At 56.7% G+C, this 16,468-nt stretch carries 14 protein-coding genes; 10 read left to right on the top strand and 4 right to left on the bottom strand.

All coding sequences use genetic code 11. The features are described from left to right. Genes I3V23_04405 through I3V23_04385 form a run of 5 tightly spaced genes read left to right on the top strand, consistent with a single transcriptional unit; the run spans position 1 to position 3,024 of the window. Entirely contained in the window at positions 1-354 is a 354-nt protein-coding gene (locus tag I3V23_04405) for a Na+/H+ antiporter subunit C (GenBank protein ID QPI86221.1), read from the top strand. Continuing rightward, positions 351-1,874, top strand: a complete 1,524-nt coding sequence (locus tag I3V23_04400) for a monovalent cation/H+ antiporter subunit D (GenBank protein ID QPI86220.1) — start codon at positions 351-353, stop codon at positions 1,872-1,874. Before I3V23_04405 ends, I3V23_04400 begins: the two co-directional genes overlap by 4 nt. Before the next feature lie 5 nt (positions 1,875-1,879). Beyond that, positions 1,880-2,371: a Na+/H+ antiporter subunit E gene (locus tag I3V23_04395; GenBank protein QPI86219.1), complete on the top strand. Its 492-nt coding sequence runs from the start codon at positions 1,880-1,882 to the stop codon at positions 2,369-2,371. After that, the gene (locus I3V23_04390; GenBank protein QPI86218.1) at positions 2,368-2,637 is read left to right on the top strand and encodes a K+/H+ antiporter subunit F; all 270 of its coding nucleotides are present in this window, start codon (positions 2,368-2,370) and stop codon (positions 2,635-2,637) included. Before I3V23_04395 ends, I3V23_04390 begins: the two co-directional genes overlap by 4 nt. A gap of 3 nt (positions 2,638-2,640) precedes the next feature. Next, positions 2,641-3,024, top strand: a complete 384-nt coding sequence (locus I3V23_04385; GenBank protein QPI86685.1) for a Na+/H+ antiporter subunit G — start codon at positions 2,641-2,643, stop codon at positions 3,022-3,024. On the opposite strand, the gene I3V23_04380 is transcribed toward I3V23_04385, so the two are convergent. The 4 genes from I3V23_04380 to I3V23_04365 all read right to left on the bottom strand — a co-directional run bounded on the left by I3V23_04380 (position 3,025) and on the right by I3V23_04365 (position 5,386). Continuing rightward, positions 3,025-3,822, bottom strand: coding sequence for a phosphatidylcholine/phosphatidylserine synthase (locus I3V23_04380; GenBank protein QPI86217.1), 798 nt, complete (start codon positions 3,820-3,822; stop codon positions 3,025-3,027). It lies immediately after the preceding gene. 11 nt (positions 3,823-3,833) lie between these two features. Then, positions 3,834-4,514, bottom strand: coding sequence for a phosphatidylserine decarboxylase (locus I3V23_04375; GenBank protein ID QPI86216.1), 681 nt, complete (start codon positions 4,512-4,514; stop codon positions 3,834-3,836). A gap of 93 nt (positions 4,515-4,607) precedes the next feature. Continuing rightward, positions 4,608-4,988, bottom strand: a complete 381-nt coding sequence (locus I3V23_04370; protein ID QPI86215.1) for a hypothetical protein — start codon at positions 4,986-4,988, stop codon at positions 4,608-4,610. After that, entirely contained in the window at positions 4,985-5,386 is a 402-nt protein-coding gene (locus I3V23_04365; GenBank protein ID QPI86214.1) for a DUF393 domain-containing protein, read from the bottom strand. The genes I3V23_04370 and I3V23_04365 overlap by 4 nt, the downstream gene beginning before the upstream one ends. Before the next feature lie 129 nt (positions 5,387-5,515). On the opposite strand from I3V23_04365, the gene I3V23_04360 reads away from it, so the two are divergent. The 5 genes from I3V23_04360 (at position 5,516) to I3V23_04340 (ending at position 16,451) form a co-directional block, all read left to right on the top strand. Continuing rightward, a complete protein-coding gene (locus tag I3V23_04360) occupies positions 5,516-6,034 on the top strand; it encodes an Lrp/AsnC family transcriptional regulator (protein QPI86213.1) in 519 nt (172 codons plus the stop codon). Positions 6,035-6,191: 157 nt separating this feature from the next. After that, positions 6,192-7,355 carry a glycine cleavage system protein T gene (locus I3V23_04355; protein ID QPI86212.1) on the top strand — a complete coding sequence of 388 codons (1,164 nt, stop codon included), beginning with the start codon at positions 6,192-6,194 and terminating at the stop codon, positions 7,353-7,355. 269 nt (positions 7,356-7,624) lie between these two features. Next, positions 7,625-11,965 (top strand): autotransporter-associated beta strand repeat-containing protein, encoded by a 4,341-nt coding sequence (locus tag I3V23_04350; GenBank protein QPI86211.1) that lies wholly within the window; start codon positions 7,625-7,627, stop codon positions 11,963-11,965. A gap of 127 nt (positions 11,966-12,092) precedes the next feature. Continuing rightward, complete coding sequence (locus I3V23_04345; GenBank protein ID QPI86210.1) at positions 12,093-15,188, top strand: hypothetical protein; 3,096 nt, start codon at positions 12,093-12,095, stop codon at positions 15,186-15,188. Positions 15,189-15,299: 111 nt separating this feature from the next. Continuing rightward, a complete protein-coding gene (locus tag I3V23_04340; GenBank protein ID QPI86209.1) occupies positions 15,300-16,451 on the top strand; it encodes a tyrosine-type recombinase/integrase in 1,152 nt (383 codons plus the stop codon). Positions 16,452-16,468: the final 17 nt, after the last annotated feature.

The raw sequence follows: 16,468 nt of genomic DNA, 5'->3' as shown, positions 1-16,468 counted from the left end.
ATGGAGTTTCTTGTAGCCAGCGCGGTCGGCATTCTGACCGCTGGGGGCGTTTACCTGATCTTACGGTTGCGGGCCTTTCCCGTGATCCTTGGTCTTGCCCTTTTATCCTATGCGGTGAACCTGTTTTTGTTCTCAACAGGCCGCCTTGTGGTAAATGCAGCGCCCATCCTCAACCCCTATGGTGATCAGCCCTACACGGATCCGTTGCCACAGGCCTTGGTTCTGACGGCGATTGTGATTTCCTTCGGGATGACGGCGGTTTTGGTGATGATCTCCTTGGGCTCATTTTTCGAGAACGAAAGTGATGAGATCAATCTTGACGCCGAAGACGCAGCAGAAGAGGGGACGAAATGATGCATTGGATCATTGCCCCCGTCATTCTGCCCGCGATGCTTGCACCGATCATCGCCTATGTGATGCGGCACGACATAACCCTTGCGCGGGTTGGGTCATTCGCAGGCGTTCTTGGCCTATTGGGTCTTGCGATTGGCCTCTTTGTAATGGCTTCGGGCGGCGAGAAATTTGTCTATCGCCTCGGCGATTGGCCCGCACCTTTTGGCATTGTTTTGGTGCTTGATCGCCTTTCGGCGCTGATGGTCTTGCTCACGGCGATTTTGGCCTTGGTGGTGCTTTATCATGTTGTCGCAACCGATTGGGATAAGCGAGGCCGCCATTTCCACGCGCTCTATCAATTCCAACTTATGGGGATTGTCGGGGCATTCCTGACGGGGGACGCCTTCAACCTCTTTGTGTTCTTTGAGGTTCTCTTGATCGCGTCTTATGGGTTGATGATCCATGCAGGGGGCAAGATCCGTCTGAAGGCAGGCTTGCAATATGTGGTGATGAACCTTGCAGGCTCGACCCTCTTTTTGTTCGCGCTTGGCACGCTTTACGCCTCGACTGGCACGCTAAATATCGCGGATATGGCCGTGAAAATTGCGCAGGTGCCCGTAGAGGATGCAGCCCTTGTGCGGGTTGCAGGGATTTTGTTGCTGTTTGTCTTTGCGGTCAAAGCTGCGTTGTTCCCTGTGCAATTTTGGTTGCCTGCAACCTATTCCAACGCACCCGCCCCCGTTGCTGCGCTTTTCGCCATCATGACCAAGGTCGGGGCTTATGCAATCTTGCGCATTCACACCATCGCCTTTGGCCCTGAGGCGGGCGCGATTGGGGATATGGTGACCGCGTGGTTGATCCCAATGGCGGCTTTGACTTTGGCGGTTGGGGCGATTGGTGTCTTTGGCGCCAAACGTTTGGAGCACCTCATCGCCTATGCGGTGATCGGGTCAATGGGCACGATGATGTTGGCGGTTGCCGCCATGACCCCTGCGGCGGCCTCTGCGGCGATATATTACATGCTGAACTCGACCCTTGCGGCCGCTGCGCTGTTCTTATTTGCAGATATTTACCTGTCACGGCGCGGCGAAGATGGCAGGCTAATCCTTGCAGCACCTTTGGCGCAAAACGGGCTGTTTGCGGCTGCCTTTTTTGCCGCAGGGATTGCGATGGTGGGTATGCCCCCATTGAGCGGCTTCTTGGGCAAGTTGTTGATCCTCGAGGCCTTGGCCGATGGCCCGCATATCACTTTGGCCTTTTCGGCCATCTTGATAGGCTCTTTGGTGATGATCTTGGGCTTTGTGCGCGCGGGATCAATCTTGTTCTGGAAATCGGTTACGGTCGCACCAGACCCCGATGTAGAGGCCGCACCGCCTGTCACCCTATCGCAAGGGGCGGGAATGGGTGCGCTTGTCGCGCTCTTAGTGGGGCTGACCCTCTTCGCAGGCCCAATTTATGACGCGGGCGCGGCTGCGGCGGATCAATTGTTCTTCCCGCAGGGATATATTGAGGCGGTGCTTGCACCCCATGGCGAAGGATGACCCCCATGCTCAGACGCATCTTTCCACATCCCTATCTTTCGCTTTTGCTGACATTGGTCTGGTTGGGCCTCGTCAACAAGGTGACGCTTGGCAATATTTTGCTTGGCGGGTTCCTTGGGCTTGTTCTGCCATTGATGACCTCGATCTACTGGCCGCATCGGCCAATTCTACGCCACCCGTTCAAGGCGATCGAATTTATGCTGATCGTGCTGTGGGATATTGTTGTCGCGAATATTCAAGTCGCGAAGGTGATCTTGTTCAAGCGCAATACCAATATCCATTCGCAATGGGTGGTAGTGCCGCATGATCTGACCTCGGCTGAGGCGATCACGATTTTGGCGGGAACCATCACGATGACCCCAGGCACGGTTTCGACCATGCTGTCCTCGGATGGGAAGGCGATCTTGGTTCACACTTTGGACACGGATGATCCCGATGCCGTGCGCGATGAGATCAAAACCCGCTATGAGCGCCGTTTGAAGGAGATTTTCCAATGATCACCTATGCGTTGATTTTCGCGATGGCCTGTTTTGGCATCGGCCTCTTGGCCAATCTCTACATTCTGGCCACGGGCGCTGATCTTGCGGATCGCATCCTTGCCTTGGATACAATGGTGCTGAATGTCATTGCCTTGGTCGTGCTTTACGGCATTTGGCAGGGCACGGGCGTTTATTTCGAAGCTTCCATGCTGATTGCAATGGTCGGGTTTGTGTCAACCGTTGCTTATTGCCGCTTTTTGTTGCGCGGCGACATTATCGAATAGGGGATAGCGATGTTGGCAGAGATTATCATCAGCGCGCTCTTGGTCATCGGCGGGATTTTTGGCCTTGTTGGGTCATTCGGGATGATCAAGTTGCAAGACACGTTGCAAAGGCTGCACGCGCCGACCAAGGCCGCAACTTTAGGCGTGGGTGGGGTGCTTCTGGCCTCGATGCTCTACTTCCTATTGATCAAGGGGCATCTGAGCTTCCACGAGCTGTTGATCACCTTGTTTTTGTTCCTCACCGCACCGATTTCGGGTCATTTCATTGCCAAGGCCTATATGGCGCGGCGGGTGCGCGAAACGGAATTGCCGCCATCAGGTGGGGATTACGGCTGGGCCGCCTATAACGATCCACCCGCACAGCCTGAGGGCGATAAGACCGCTTAATCAGCCAAACAGCCTGCCGCGGGCCGTGATGATATTGCCCGCGATCAGCGCGCCATAGCCCGCGCAGATTGCAGCGAAGAGCGTCCAAGGCATCGAAAAGATCAAGCCGATAAAGACCACTGTGACAATCATCAAAGGTGCGATTGACCAGCGCGGGATTTTCAGCGCCTTTGGCGAAAAGGTTTTTAGCGTCGAGATCATCAAAATCGCCACAATCCCCAACCAAAGCGCGGCAGCGAACGGGTGCATGATTGGGAAATCCCAACCTGCAAAAATGAGATAAAGCGGCAATAGCCCCAACATTGCGCCACCTGGGGCAGGGACACCTACGAAATAGGGTTTGCTGTTTTCAACCTCTTCGATGACATCATCGAGATCAGGTGTGCTGTCCTCGGTTTTCTCAGGTTCGGCCCGCATGACGTTAAAGCGCGCAAGGCGCAGGCAACTTGCCCCCGCAAAGGTCAAAACGGCGATCCATCCTAAAGATCCAGTGCCATCCAAGATCATATGATAGACAAGCAGCGCGGGCGCGACCCCAAAGCAAAGGAAATCTGACAGGCTGTCCAATTCTGCGCCCAGGCGAGAGGTGGCGTTGAGGCGGCGGGCGATCAGCCCGTCCAGCCCGTCCATCACAGCCGCAAGCAGGATTAACACCACCGCCGTTTTGAACCGCCCATCCATCGCAAAACGGATCGAGGTAAGGCCCAAGCACATGCCTGTCAAAGTAACAAGATTGGGCAGTAGAAGGGCGAAAGGCACCCCCTCATTTCCAGAATTGCGCGAAAACAGACGTTTCATTGCCGCGGGCCTTAGTGTTGCGTGTCAGGGTCAAGCGTGGCGATCACAGTCTCGCCTGCGACCATGGTTTGTCCGATCTCGACCAAAGGTTCTGCGCCCTCTGGCAGGTAAATATCAAGCCGCGAGCCAAAGCGGATCAGGCCAAAGCGTTGACCGCGCTCCATCGCCTCATCCACAACGCTCCAACACAGGATGCGGCGTGCAACCAATCCCGCAATCTGCACCACGCCGTATTTGCGGCCATCGGGCAGTTCAACGGCGATGCCGTTGCGCTCATTATCGGTCGAGGCTTTGTCAAGCGAGGCGTTGAGGAATTTGCCCTCATGATAGGCCACGGCCGTGATCCGCCCCGCCGCAGGGATACGGTTCACATGGCAATTAAAGACGGACATGAAAACCGAGATGCGCGTCATCGGCGCCTCGCCCAAGCCAAGTTCGGCGGGCGGGGTCGCAGGTTCAAGCAGGGACACCACACCATCGGCGGGCGAGACCATCACGCCAGCGCGATCTGGGGTGACGCGCTCGGGGTCGCGAAAAAAGTAATAGACCCACACTGTCAGACCCGTGCCAATCCACCCCAAAGGTTCCCATAGCGCGAAGAGGACAAGCGTGATTGCCGCTGCAATGGCCACGAATTTGCGCCCTTCGGGATGCATGGGTTTGACAAAGGTGGAGAGCATCGAAACCGACATTTTGGCAATTCCTGAAAGGATTACGTTAGCGCTTGCCTAATCTGCCAAGGCCGATGCGTAAAGGGGCAATAACAGACGCCCGTCATTCTGCCCCTATGTGCAGGGCAGGACAAGGGCGTTGTCATAAACTGCGCCCGCGGCATCGCGATAGAGCCATAATTCATTGATTGCATCCGTCCAAGCGCCCAAATATGCCCCGCTCTCGAGATAAAAAGTAACTTCCTCGCCCCGATCCGAGTGTTGATGTGCAAATTGCGCGGTAAAGCGCGCCCGTCCATCATCAATCTCGGCCTGTGGCAGTGCCGTGGCACGCAGAGACGCGAAATAGCGCCGCGGTTGATCGACCCGCACTGTGGCCGTGACATCCCCCGCGCGACAGGTCAGCTCACGCTGATAGGGTGGGGTGGCGGTCGCAAAAGCAAGCCCCGCGACTGTGAAACCCAAGAGGGCCCATGCGGCAAGGATAGGCTTCACGATCTGTCCCCCCGTTTTGCCCTGCGCCGTTGGTGCAAATGGTAAAGGGCGGGTGCCGCCACTTTGCGATAGGCCCAATCCACTAAGGGGCGCAGCGGCCATAGCCCAACCAGACGCGCAATCCATCTTGTGCGCGGCATGGCCTGCCAAAGCGCCAAAAAGGCCGCAACCCCCGTTTGATGCAGATCAGGGTTGCCTGTGTCGCGTAAATGCAGCGCCCGCAAAGCTGTATCAGGGCTGATGCCCCAATCTGCGGCGGCCTCATCGGTGATGGGCACAAAACGCAGATGGTCGGGCGCGTGTTTCTTATACTGATTGATCTCCCAATTGCAGATGGGACAATCGGCATTGTAAAGCAGTTCGATTTTCGGGGTCGAAGGGGTGCTATGCTCGGTCATGGGCCAAAGATAGGGCGTGTTTGGGCATTGTCACCGCCTTTGCGCCAATCCTGCCGCCACGGCCGCCCCAAGGGTCGCAATCATCGCGGCCTTTGCCTGCGCCTGCGCCCATGCTAGGGGAGAAGGGTGATGAGTGGGGGATGTGTTTTGCGAGATCGACTAGGCCTTGATGCAACGGATATCCGCATTCTCAGTGCGGTGCAGAAGCATGGTCAATTAAGCAAAACAAAACTGGCGGAACTGGTGAACCTGTCTGCTACGCCCTGTTGGGCGCGCCTCACACGGTTGCGGGCCGCGGGATATATCAAAGGATATCACGCAGATATCGTTCTTGATGCGGTGCTCGACACCACACGGGTGATTGTGACCCTCTCGCTATCACGCCACCGCAAAACGGATTTTGAGCGCTTCGAGGCCTATGTGCTTGGCCGCGATGAAATCATCAACTGCGTCTCAACAGGGGGTGGGTCTGACTATGTGATGACAGTTGTCACCACATCCATGGCGGAATTCCAAGATTTGATGGAAACCATGCTGCAGGCTGATCTGCTGATTGAGCGCTACATGACCTATTTTGCAACGCGTTTGGTCAAGGCCGAACAGCCCAATCTGGCCAAGCTTGTTACGCAAGCGCGCAAAACCCCCTAGGCCGGTCTAGTCCAGCCAGACTAGCGATGCCGATTTTTTCAGTCTGACTGGTCTTTGAATGGGCCGATTTTTAGTCTCGCCGCGCGACCATCCTGCCTTAAATCCCGCTGATCAGGGACGGGTATCCCCCCGCCCATATCATCTGAGGGAGGCACAGATGCAGGTTCAGGATTTTGGCTTTGGCACGCAAATTCGCAAATCGCCCTATTTTGACGCAACCGTGCGCTGGGGCGCGCAGGGGTTTTCGGTTTACAACCACATGTATATCCCCCGCGATTTCGGCGATCCTGAGGCGAATTTCTGGAACCTCGTCAATGACGCCATCTTGTGCGATGTGGCGGTAGAGCGTCAGGTTGAGGTCACGGGGCCAGATGCAGCGGCATTCGTGCAGATGCTGACGCCACGCAATTTGTCCAACATGGCGGTGGGCCAGTGCAAATATGTTTTGATGACCAATGCCTCGGGCGGGATTTTGAACGACCCCATCCTTCTGCGCCTTGGTGAAAACCATTTTTGGTTCTCGCTTGCCGATAGCGATATCCTGCTATGGGCGCAGGGCGTGGCGGTGCATTCGGGGATGGATGTCACCATCACCGAGCCTGATGTGTCGCCCCTTCAGCTGCAAGGCCCGAAATCGGGCGAGATCATGAAGGCGCTGTTTGGCGATGAGATTGCCGATCTGCGCTATTACTGGTTCCGTGAGATGGAGTTGGACGGCATCCCCCTGATCGTGTCCCGCACAGGATGGTCAAGCGAGCTTGGCTATGAAATTTATCTACGCAATTCGGAATATGGCGATGCGCTGTGGGAACGGATCATGGCCACGGGTCTGCCGATGGGGTTGAAGCCAGGTCACACCTCCACAATCCGCCGCATTGAAGGGGGGATGCTGTCTTATCACGCGGATGCAGATATCCAGACCAACCCGTTCGAATTGGGCCTTGATCGCTTGGTCGATCTCGAGATGGAGGCAGATTTCATCGGAAAATTCGCGCTGCAACGCATCCGTGACAATGGGATCACCCGCCGTCAGGTGGGCGTGATTTTGGATGGGGCGCCCTTGGCCACGCCAAACACCCGTTTCTGGGCGCTGTCGCATCAGGGGCAACCCGTGGGCAAAGTGACTTCTGCGGTCTATTCGCCACGGTTGCAGGCCAATATCGCATTGGCCATGGTCGATCTGGCCGCCGCAGAGCTTGGCACAGAATTAGAGGTCACAACGCATGAGGGGCCACGGCAGGCCCGTGTTGTGGAAAAACCGTTCTTTGATCCCCGCAAAGAATTGGCTGCGGGTGCTAAGGCCGCCTCAATCAGCGCATAAAGCCCCGCGCGTCTTTCGCAAGATCCTATCAAAAACAACCCCGCCAGCATGACGCTTGGCGGGGTTTTTCTATGCGCCTTTGTCATGCCAGGGCAGTCTTCCCTCAGAAATATGCCCCAGATAACAATAATTATATTGATAATATTTTATATATTAAATTAAAATACAAATCGATCTGCACCTCAGGCTCAATCTGGCCGCGCGGGCAGAAATCTTTTTGGGGTTACATCTAGGGGCAAGCGTGCATGGGGATGCGGGCTTGGGATTGCATGACACACAGAATACGCGCTGTCTGCGCTGCGCCGATTTCATTGGCCAAACAGACAGGCATCCGCCAACGCAGCCTGCGCAAACATTGCCGCCTTGGCCGGGCGACCGAGCTGGTCTTTATCACCGCCCTTGGCACGGCGGTCATGATCGGCGGCGGGGCTGCGGCGCAAAGCGTGACCTATACCGACGGACAAAACCGCACCGATACTGTGGACACCGCAGGCGGTGTTGACCTGACGGTGAATGGCGCCGATGCCGCCACGCAATCGGGCGTGGTATCGGGCGCGGGTGACGTCAACAAGCGCGGCAGCGGCACGCTGACGCTTTCGGGCGCGAATACCTATACGGGTGTCACCAAGATCCACGCGGGCACGCTGGACGTGACGGGGTCCATCGCGTCGTCTCGCATCAACCTCTTCCGCGGTGAACTCCGCGTGGATGGAGCCTCGCTGCGGGATGATGCAACGGTCATACTTTCGGCAGGTGCGACCCTCACACTTGCGGGGGACGAGACGATCGGGTCACTTTCTGAGGTGGCCATTCCTGCGTTGGGCACGGTCGCGTTGGGCACCCACAGGCTGACTCTCACGTCGGGGACGGGGGTTGACGCCGAATACTTCGGGGCCATCACCGGCTCAGGCGGCATAACGGTGACCGGCGGCACCCATCAACTGATTGGTGGTACCAGCGGTCTCGACAATACCTTTACCGGGGAAGTCCGTGTGACCGGCGGAAGCCTGTTACTGAGAGCGAATGGATCGACCAGTGCCGTCGTCTCTGGCGGGACCCTTTCCGGAACGCTGGGGAGCGGTCTCACACTCACGATCTCGGATACCGGCACTTTCTCCAACAGCAGAACACAGACCATCGCCAGCTTGACGCAAAGTGGCACTGGCACATTGGCGGGCAATCAAAACCTGACGATTACGGGGGCTTATAACCTCAGCGGCGGTTCCGTGAGCAATACCGCCACGATCACGGCAGGCACATTCACCATGTCGGGGGGCAGCATCAATTCGGGCGCAACGGTAAATTCGGGCAGCACGAAAACTCTGTCGGGTGGCACGATTGCGGGCACTTTGGGCGGGGCGGGGGCCACATCGGTAACGGGCAGTGTCGTTGTCAGCGGCACATTAAGCGGCAGCGCAACCACGATCAACGCAGGCACGTTGCAAATCGGTGATGGCGGCACAACGGGCAGTTTGGGTACGGGCAATGTGGTCAATAACGCCAATCTGACCTTTAACCGCAGCGATGATTTGACGGTGACCAATGTGATTTCTGGCACAGGCGGGATCACGCAGGCGGGCACAGGCACACTGACGCTGTCAGGGGCGAACACCTATACGGGCGCAACGACGATCACCGCAGGCACATTGCGCGTCACGAATATCAATGCGCTTGGGGGCATAACGGGCAATACGGTCGTCTCCGATGGCGCAACGCTTGAGGTCGAAACGGGCGGAAGCGCGCCTTTGCGGGAAGGCACGATCACGCTGAACGGCACGGGCGTTGGGGGCGGCGGCGCGCTGCGCTTTTCGGGGATAGGTGGCAACATCGCCTCAAACATCTCCCTTGGGTCGAACGCGTCTATTGTGAGTGTCGCGTCGGGCACGGTGATCTTCTCAGGCGAATACAGAGACGCGTTCGGCCGTGCTCTATATAACATCACGGGCAATAATCACGACCTCACCTTCGGCGGAACGGGCCGGATGATTGTCGAAGCCGATATCATACTTGGCACGGGGTCGCTGATCAAAACAGGGGGCGGGCAGCTTGATCTATTGGGCAGCACCAGTCTTTCGGGGACATTCGCCGTCAATGAAGGCAGGGTTGAGTTCGTAGCGGGCGGCAATCTTACCTCGACAGGGCTTGTCACCGTGGCCTCTGGCGCGCAACTGAATTTGGTTGGCAACAATTCGATCGGCAATCTTTCTGGCGCGGGCGGGTTGGAGCTGGCCAATGGCACGCTGACCCTCGGCGATGGCAGTGACCAAAGTTTTTCGGGGGTGATTTCGGATAGCACGCGTAGTGAGGGCAACCTGACCAAACAAGGCAGCGGCACATTGACCCTTTCGGGGGCCAATACCTGTAGGGGCGTGACCACGATCAACGCGGGCATTTTGCGCGCAACCCATAACGCGGCCCTTGGCACAACGGCGGGCGGCACGGTGGTGGCCAGCGGGGCCAGCTTGGAATTCTCAGGCGGCATCACCACGTCCGAGAACATCACCCTATCGGGCACAGGTGTTGGCGGTGGCGGCGCGCTGCGCAACATCAGCGGTAACAATGTGTTGAGCGGCGCGATCACCCTTATGGGCGACACACTGCTGAACAATAACACGGGAAGTTTTATCACAGGCGGTCTGGATCTGAACGGTAGCATTTCAGGCGCAGGTCACACGTTGTCTTTCAGCGGCAACAGCCGTTTTTCCCTGAATGGCAACATTGCCACTGGAACAGGCGGCATCACAAAATCGGGGACGGGACGGGTTATTCTTACTGGAACCAACAGCTTTACGGGCGATGTTGTGATCAACCAAGGTGATCTTTGGGTTCGAAATGGCAACGCGATTGCCGATACGGTCTTGGTGCGCGTGAACAGCGGCGGGACTTTTCGCATAGACGGGGCTGAAACCGTTGGGAATGTATCGGGGGCGGGCAATGTTGACATTGGCGTATTGGGGGGGGCTGGCCACCTGACCCTTGGCGATACGACCGATACCGAGATTTCGGGCGTGATTTCGGGTGGCAACGGCAACCTGACCAAACAAGGCACGGGCACGCTGACCCTATCGGGCACCAACACCTACACAGGCACGACGACCATCAACGCGGGCCGCTTGGCGGTGAACGGGTCGATCACCTCGGCCAGCACGGTCAATTCGGGCGGCACGCTTGGCGGTTCGGGCACGGTAGGGGCGGTCACGGTCAACGCGGGCGGGCGCTTGGCGGCGGGCAATTCCATTGGAACCTTGAACACAAGCAGCGTGACGCTGAACGCGGGGGCGATCTTGGAGGTCGAGGTTGACCCAAGCGATGCGGCCCGCGCCGATCTGATCAATGTCACGGGCGATTTCACGATCAATGGCGCAACGCTGCGCCATGTGGGGGAGGCAGGCACTTATGTGCCCTCCCGCACATGGCGGATCGTCACCACCACGGGCGCGGTCAGCGGCACATTTGGCACGGTCACCTCGGATTATACCTTCTTGGACCCGACCGCGATTTATGGGCCGAATTTCGTGGACCTGCGGCTGATGCGCAATGATGTCTCCTTTGAAAGCATCGCCCGCACCCGCAACCAACGCGAGACCTCGCGGGGGATCAGCACGATCTCGGGCAGTGATCCCTATAACACCCTTGTCACCCTTTCAGGCGATGCCGCGCGCAATGCGCTGGATCAATTCTCGGGCGCGGGTTTGGCTGCGATCGGGTCGGGGCAATTGGGCGAAGGTCAGGGGATGGTCGACACGCTGTCGGGCCAGATGGGCGGCGCGGGCGGCGGGATTGTGACCGCGTCAAGCCGTGGCACGGGTGGCGCGGCGCCGCTTTGGGCCAATCTCTATGGCACAGGCGCCAGCCGCGATGTCGATGGCATCACCACCGATCTGCGCAATGGCGGCGTGATGATCGGCCATGATCTGGATTTCGGCGCATGGCAAGGCGGGGTGATGGTCGGCTTTGGGCAAAGCCGCACCGACACCACCACCTTGCGCACCACGTCCAAGACCGACAGTTTCAGCCTTGGCACCTATGCCGCGCGCAGCTTTGGCGAGATGGATGTGAACCTTGGCCTGATCGCCACTTGGGGCGATGTGCAATCGACCCGCACACTGGCGGTGGGGGCGCTGAACCAGACGTTGCAGGCGCGCTATTCCACCCGAATGCTGACGGGCTTTGGCGAGGTCGCACGGCGCTTTGAGGGGGCGGTCTGGTCTGCCACGCCCTTTGCGCGGATCACGCAGCAATGGCTGCAAAATGACAGCTTTGCGGAGACGGGCGGCACGGCCGCCCTGACGCGGGGGGCTGAGACCACCAACCAAACCCTGCTGAGCCTTGGCGCGGAGGTGGAGCGCGCGCTTGGCATCGGCACGCTTTCGGCCAATTTTGCGCTGACCCAATCCTTTGGCGCAGGCGCGCAGGCCACCTACCGCCTTGGCAATTCCACGCCCTTTACGATTGAGGGCGATGCCGCGCGGGACACAAGCGTGGATCTGGGTCTGGGCTATGACATCACCTTGCCCAATGCAGCGACCCTCAGCCTAACTGCGGGCACCACCCGCCAAGGCGAGACAAACACGCGGCGGATTGGCGTGAATTTAGGCATGCGGTTCTAAGTAGGGTTTTAATGCCTTCATTGGCATTAAATTCATGCATCAAATTATGAAACTGTTGCGTATTAATGGGACGCCATTCCTTGATTGGCCGATGTGAGTACAAAGCAAAATCATTGGGAGGGCAGCTATGTTGGATGCATCAATCGCACGGATTGCCGTGTTGCAGGGCCAAAGCATCGGCCTGTTGCGGGAAGATTACTTTGGGCTTGACCAATTCACTTTGGTCAATGCGCAAGGCGGTGTGATTGAGCAGGCCTATGTCGCGCTGCGCGATGGTGACAGTCTCATCCTGATCTATGCCGATGGCACGCAAGTGATCTTAACTGATTACTTTTTGGGGGATGCCGTCCTTGTGTTGGAGGGGGTGAGTGGCGCAACAGCCCTGCCGCAAAACGCGCCCCCCATGGGCCTTATGGATGATCTGGCGCTGTTGAGTTTCGGAGGGCGGGCGGATCTTGCGGCCGCGATTTTGGCTGAGACACCACGGTTTTCTGCGCTTCAGAGCATCCTTGCATCACAGACATTGGCCTTTACCGGTGAGGGCGCAGTCGGTGGCAGCCTCAATGCCATATCGGCCCTCTCAGGGATCATAGCGGCGGGTGCTTTGGGAAATATCATTGACGACCGAAAAGGCGAAACCAAAGAGGCGCCTTTTAACCCCAATCAAACGATTTTCGGCACATCGGGCGATGACACGCTCTCTGGGGATGGGGGGAATGACACCATTGAGGGCGGCAGCGGCGATGACAGTATCTTGGGCGATGACGATAATGACCTGCTGCGCGGTGGCGCAGGGAATGACACTTTGGATGGCGAGGCTGGCAATGACACGCTTGCGGGGGAAGCGGGTAATGACAGTCTAGTGGGTGGCGATGGTGACGATGTTTTCACCATCAGCACGGGCTTTGGTGCAGATAGCATATTTGGTGGTTCTGGGGGCGAGACCGCGGGCGATATGCTTGATGCCAGTGGTGTCACCAGTGACATCACCGTCAGCTTCACGAGCACGACCGCAGGCAGCCTGACAGACGGCACGGATACGCTGAGCTTTTCCGATATTGAGACGTTTTTCACAGGCTCTGGCAATGATACCGTGACGATCAATATATTCTCCGACCCCGTCACGATTGATACGGGCGCAGGCAATGACAGTATCCGTGGCACGGACGGCGCTGACAGCATTCGCGGTGGTGACGGAAATGACACTATTATTGGGACGGATGGACGCGATACCCTTGATGGTGGTGCTGGCAATGACAGCATCCTAAGCGGGCCAACGGACAGTGTCGTTATATTTGGCGGTGCGGGCAACGATACCATCACCACCTCAGTGGGGGATGACACGATAGATGGCGGTGCGGGCGATGATTCAATCGAAGGCGCGCTTGGCGACAACAGTATCTCAGGCGGCACAGGCAATGATACGATCATCGTTGCCAATGGTGCCGACAGTCTTGAGGGGGGTGAGGGGGATGACCTTATCAATGCCGCATTGGGAGATAATACGGTCAATGGGGGCGATGGCAATGACACAATCACGGCCGCCTCAGATGATGATCTGATTGATGGCGGTGCGGGAGATGACACGATCAATGCAGGCGGTGGGCAGAACACGATCTCAGGTGGTGTGGGAAATGATACGCTCGTCTCGTCCATCGGGAATGATACAATTGATGGAGGCGAGGGGAATGACCAAATCACCTCAGGCGGCGGCCGCGACACGGTTGATGGTGGCCTAGGGGACGACCTCATTGATGGCGAGGCGGGCAATGACCGCATTATCGGTGGTGCTGGCAATGATACGATTGCGGGCGGCGCGGATAATGACACAATCATTGCAGATATCGGCAATGACAGTGTGTCGGGCGGCGATGGGGATGACCTCTTTGTTGTCACAGATGGCTTTGGCAATGACAGTATTTTGGGCGGTGAGGCGGTCGAGACGAGCGGTGACACGCTTGATATGTCGGCAGTGACAGGCGCAATCACACTCAGCTTTGGTGGGTCTGAAACAGGTTCGGCTGCTGCGGGCGGGGATACATTGGCCTTTTCCGAGGTAGAACGCATTCTCCTTGGGGGCGGCAACGACACGGCAAACGGCAATACGGGTTCTGAAAATATTGATGGCGGTGCGGGCGATGATTTTATCAGCGGCGCTGCGGGGAATGACACGCTGCTTGGCGGGGTGGGCAATGATAACCTGCAAGGGGGTGATGACAATGACAGCCTAGACGGGGGGCAAGGCAACGATGCCCTAACGGGTGGGGCGGGCAATGACACCCTATCTGGCGGGGCAGGCAATGATGTTTTGAACGCAGGGGACGGCACCGATCAATTGCTGGGCGGCGCGGGCGATGATCGTTTTGTGCTCAGTATCAACTTTGGCACCGATAACACGATTTCGGGCGGCGAAGCGGACGAGGTCAATGGGGACACGCTTGATCTTGATGCAGCTGCGGCGAATGTCACGATCACCATGACAGGCAGCGAAGCGGGTAACATCACCAGTGCGCGGGCAGGGACACCCACCGCCAGCTTCACCGAGATTGAGCGCATTATCTTGGGCATCGGCAATGACACTGTCACGGGCGCAGAGGGCAACGATATCGTTGACGGCGGTGCGGGCAATGACAGCCTTGTGGGCGGTGCAGGCAATGACAGCCTGTTTGGCAATATTGACCGCGACACGATTGATGGCGGCTTGGGCAATGACACGCTTGATGGCGGCGATGGCAATGATAGCCTCATCGGTGGTCTGGGGGATGACACAGTTCAGGGCGGTGCTGGAAATGATGCAATCAATCTCAGCGATGGTGGCGCTGATGTTGTCTCTTTCCAAGTTGTCGTGGATGACAATAGGGGCGGCAATGGTCTTGATACGATCACAGGCTTTGGCGCGGATGATCGCCTTGACATCTCGGGGCTGCTTGATGGCAACCAAAATGCCAGCAATATCGGGGATTATCTGACCTTCACATCAAGCGCAGGAAACACCACCATATCAATCGACCGTGATGCAGGCGGTGGCACATATGCGCAGAGTGATCTGGTGGTGATCATCGGCCAAGTGATTGCCGAAGATGACCTGACGTTCCTTACCAATAATTTGATCATTAAAGGGCCAGGCCAGCAACCAGAACGGCGCGGTGGCCCAAGAGCCGCGGCTTGGAGCCTGATGGCGGAGGAGGTGTCTGCCATTGTCATATTCAAAGGCATCTCATAGTGCTCAATTATTCCTTTATAATAATGAACTATTCATTGATCAACGTTCATTGACGTCTTGTGCGATACAGTAATTTCCATTACTTTTTGGGGGACAGGATAGGGGACAATTATGCCCAAGACTGGAACTCCTTTATCGGCTGCGGCAGTGCGCAACCTTCGCACTGCAGGAAAGTATTACGACTTACACGGCCTTTTTCTACGCATTGAACCGTCTGGGTCTCGCCGCTGGGTTCAACGGTTGACCATTGACGGCAGGCAGCGAGAGATGGGCCTTGGCTCTGCTGATCTAATCACTCTGGCCGAGGCACGCTCGATCGCATTTGATAATAAAAAAATGGCACAACAGGGCGGCGATCCATTTGAGGCAAAGAAACAAAAACAGACTATACCAACCTTCGCTGAAGCCGTTGACGTAGTCATTGAGTTACATGCTCCAACTTGGAGCAATGCTAAGCATGCTGCACAGTTTCGATCTACTCTCGTAACTTATGTGATGCCGCGTCTGGGGAGGCGCTTGGTCAATGATATTGGTTCAGCTGACATTCTTTCGGTTCTACAGCCTATTTGGGCTGAGAAGAATGAAACTGCCAAAAGAGTAAAACAGCGCATTGGCACAATAATGAAATGGGCTATTGCTCAGGGTTACCGTCCAGATGACCCAACTCTGGCACTAAACCAAGTCCTTCCAAAGATTACCAAGCAGCCACAGCACTTTAAGTCTTTACCCTACAGCGAAGTAGCAGGTTGCTTAGAGGTTATTCGGATGTCCTCTGCAATGCCGACGACAAAGCTGGCTATTGAGTTTTTAGTGCTGACCGCAGCGCGTTCAGGTGAAGTAAGACTCGCTGATTGGCGAGAAATCGATCTAGACAAAAAGACTTGGTCGATACCCGCAGAGCGAACCAAGACGAAGCAAGAACATGTTGTCCCCCTTTCAGATCGTGCAATCCAAATTCTTAAAGATGCAGAGGCGCATGGGAGCAGCGGCCTAATCTTTCCAGGAATGATTAAAGGGCGGCCAATGTCAGACATGACAATGTCTAAGCTAGTGAAAGAGCTAGGCTTCCCAGTGGACATTCATGGGTTTCGCACAAGCTTTAGAACATGGGTGCAGGAGCAGACCGATGCTTCCTTCGAAGTCGCTGAGAAGGCGCTGTCGCACAAAACATCGAGCAAGATCGTCGCTGCATATGCGCGGTCTGATCTTTTTGAGAAGCGACGAACTTTGATGGAGCAGTGGGCAAGATATTTGAACGCGTGAATTTTGAGGAGGGCATC

Source organism: Rhodobacterales bacterium HKCCA1288 (assembly GCA_015693905.1).
Classification (GTDB): domain Bacteria; phylum Pseudomonadota; class Alphaproteobacteria; order Rhodobacterales; family Rhodobacteraceae; genus M30B80.
The sequence above is the reverse complement of the archived record's forward strand: the minus strand, read 5'-3'. Positions and strand labels throughout refer to the sequence as shown.

Excerpts from the sequence above, each read along its gene's own strand:
- I3V23_04405 (QPI86221.1), top strand. The coding sequence starts at position 1 with ATGGAGTTTCTTGTAGCCAGCGCGGTCGGCATTCTGACCGCTGGGGGC.
- I3V23_04400 (QPI86220.1), top strand. The coding sequence starts at position 351 with ATGATGCATTGGATCATTGCCCCCGTCATTCTGCCCGCGATGCTTGCA.
- I3V23_04395 (QPI86219.1), top strand. The coding sequence starts at position 1,880 with ATGCTCAGACGCATCTTTCCACATCCCTATCTTTCGCTTTTGCTGACA.
- I3V23_04390 (QPI86218.1), top strand. The coding sequence starts at position 2,368 with ATGATCACCTATGCGTTGATTTTCGCGATGGCCTGTTTTGGCATCGGC.
- I3V23_04380 (QPI86217.1), bottom strand. The coding sequence starts at position 3,822 with ATGAAACGTCTGTTTTCGCGCAATTCTGGAAATGAGGGGGTGCCTTTC.
- I3V23_04375 (QPI86216.1), bottom strand. The coding sequence starts at position 4,514 with ATGTCGGTTTCGATGCTCTCCACCTTTGTCAAACCCATGCATCCCGAA.
- I3V23_04365 (QPI86214.1), bottom strand. The coding sequence starts at position 5,386 with ATGACCGAGCATAGCACCCCTTCGACCCCGAAAATCGAACTGCTTTAC.
- I3V23_04360 (QPI86213.1), top strand. The coding sequence starts at position 5,516 with ATGAGTGGGGGATGTGTTTTGCGAGATCGACTAGGCCTTGATGCAACG.
- I3V23_04355 (QPI86212.1), top strand. The coding sequence starts at position 6,192 with ATGCAGGTTCAGGATTTTGGCTTTGGCACGCAAATTCGCAAATCGCCC.
- I3V23_04350 (QPI86211.1), top strand. The coding sequence starts at position 7,625 with ATGACACACAGAATACGCGCTGTCTGCGCTGCGCCGATTTCATTGGCC.
- I3V23_04345 (QPI86210.1), top strand. The coding sequence starts at position 12,093 with ATGTTGGATGCATCAATCGCACGGATTGCCGTGTTGCAGGGCCAAAGC.
- I3V23_04340 (QPI86209.1), top strand. The coding sequence starts at position 15,300 with ATGCCCAAGACTGGAACTCCTTTATCGGCTGCGGCAGTGCGCAACCTT.